The sequence below is a fragment of the Oceanobacillus bengalensis genome (assembly GCF_003628445.1).
Lineage (GTDB): Bacteria > Bacillota > Bacilli > Bacillales > Amphibacillaceae > Oceanobacillus > Oceanobacillus bengalensis.
In genome coordinates this window covers 1-2,207 of the sequence record NZ_RBZO01000072.1, presented here as the reverse complement: position 1 = coordinate 2,207, position 2,207 = coordinate 1, and the positions used below count along the sequence as shown (strand labels likewise).

Annotated in this window: 3 protein-coding genes; 1 reads left to right on the top strand and 2 read right to left on the bottom strand. The window is 34.4% G+C overall.

The window, feature by feature from the left end; all coding sequences use genetic code 11:
- Window positions 1–104 precede the first annotated feature (104 nt).
- Complete coding sequence (locus tag D8M05_RS19910; RefSeq protein WP_183072878.1) at window positions 105–626, bottom strand: MGDG synthase family glycosyltransferase; 522 nt, start codon at window positions 624–626, stop codon at window positions 105–107.
- A gap of 91 nt (window positions 627–717) precedes the next feature.
- Between D8M05_RS19910 and D8M05_RS19905 the strand changes: the two genes are divergently transcribed.
- A complete protein-coding gene (locus D8M05_RS19905) occupies window positions 718–1,299 on the top strand; it encodes a YkoP family protein (protein ID WP_121134857.1) in 582 nt (193 codons plus the stop codon).
- Window positions 1,300–1,705: 406 nt separating this feature from the next.
- Here the strand turns inward: D8M05_RS19905 and D8M05_RS19900 are convergent, their stop codons facing one another.
- Window positions 1,706–2,149 (bottom strand): hypothetical protein, encoded by a 444-nt coding sequence (locus D8M05_RS19900; protein ID WP_147405208.1) that lies wholly within the window; start codon window positions 2,147–2,149, stop codon window positions 1,706–1,708.
- Window positions 2,150–2,207: the final 58 nt, after the last annotated feature.

Sequence of the window (2,207 nt, the reverse complement as noted above, 5' to 3'; positions counted from 1 at the left end):
TACTGGAGATAGTTATCGCGTCACACATGCGCTTTCGAATCATCAATCATAATAAAATATGGGCTGGCAAAGTTCTAACCTTTTCATTGCAATCTTGTAACCTTTTAGGTTGCAAAACACACCCCTCTTATTAGCAATTCCTGTTTCACCTGTGTGCTAGGTACGAGATGATAATCGATATGCTTGATTCCCCATAAATCGTTTATGAAATAATCGGTGTATGCATTAATAACGATTCCTTCCCACTGATTGATTTCTTTTAAACGATTAACGAGATAAGAGGGTAGGGCATGTGTACAAATAATGACATCTGGTCTTATTTGATTAATGATATGGCTAACCTTTTTTAGGAATAAATGTTCGTATAGGTAATGTCTGTTACGAGTTTTTCCCTTGACAGCAAGTGTTTTGTATATCCAGCTATACACATTTGGAAGTTTGTGAATCCCCTGTAAATAGACAGTGGAGATAAGCGTCTCAAGTTTACCATAGCAATAGGATAATATTTCCACTTTTTCACATTGAAAGTCTTCGGATGACTGTAACAACTGGTCTTTTATACAATCAGCAACATGATGGTGACCAGATGGAATTTGTAACAATGGCATAAGTAGTACATTGCACATTACGTTTTTCCTCCTAAAATGTTTGAGTAATAGTTTTCGTGATTTATTCCAAAATAAGTAGGACATCTAAGAAAGAAGGAGCACATTGAAAATGAACATTAAAGAAATCTGTATTTCCATTTGGAGTATGATCGACCCGCTATACTTTCGATTTTCGCGATTGGATTATATTGAAAATCAATTTGGAGAACGAACCATCATGCGTGTACGATTAACAAAATATAAAGGAAGAAAAATAACGTTATCAGATGGAACGATTATTAACAAAAATGATTTGCTATTAAAAATACATTTGCATAATGTGAATTTATTAAAGACAATTCATGCGTATGATAGTGATGTTAGACGAGCAATTGTCACCTATAAAAATGTACAAGAGGCTATGCCGTATTTAGCTGACTATATTCAAAATCGTGGATATACCGAAAGAATTAAAGGCTTAGTCGGTATTACTACCCTTCATAAGGGGTGTAAGAGACTAGGGTTTGAAGTTCATCCATTTCAAAATCGCTATTATAAATCCTTTAAGAAAATTGCTTTATTCCCCATACATCTATTATCATGCACAAAACTGGGGAAAGAAATGCCAGTACCGTTATATTTGTTAATGTCGACAGGTGTATTGCTTGGGAAATATTCTACACAAAGTCTTAAGGGGATGGGGCATAACTAAAAACCTTCTGCTCTAAAGGAGAACAATTATAGGATAGGACATCAAAATATTAGCTTTTTATAGCTGAATATTAATTGATAGATGATATTGATTACAGCCACTAAAATGTACCATTCGTGACATTTTATTTACCAACGAATGACAAAAAATGTATCATTGAATGATAACCTTTTTACCAGTCTTTATACAGAATACTACATTTTTACGGAATGAAGCCTGAGCCACTGAGAAGTTTGTCCGTGTTATCATGTCTGAGCAGGTGTGCCTCTTAGGCATTATTTTTCCCACACCTGTGATAGTTCCTCAACACGGACAAAAGTTAAGTCAATGGTGGCGTACTATCGAATTATCACTGCTTCAGGTAAAGCAGAGTAACTCTTTTCCTGTGTGGTAAACTAGGTTGGCATCAGATGGTAAATTGTTTGTCAAACACTGGTACAAAAGATGGCAGAGGAGGTAAAAAACGCTGGCCGTAATCAGATATAAACTGTGACGTAAGAATAATTTGGGAAATTTTCTTGAGAGAGCTTATCAAGTTCATTTGAAGAGAATTTTTCTCTATTTTAATCTTGAGAAGGCTTATCAAGTTCATTTGAAGAGAATTTTGCTCAATTTTAATCTTGAGAGGGCTTATCAAGTTCATTTGAAGAGAATTTTGCTCTATTTTAATCTTGAGAGAGCTTATCAAGTTCATTTGAAGAGAATTTTGCTCTATTTCAATCTTGAGAGAGCTTATCAAGTTCATTTGAAGAGAATTTTGCTCTATTTTAATCTTGAGAGAGCTTATCTGTATTTCGCAAGTGAAAAGTGAGCCATTTCGCAAGTTAATTTTGAGCCACTTTATCAGCACTTGTTTTTATCCATTCTTCGGTTTCTTTCATTCTAAAAGAAGGACCATTCATGTTTAA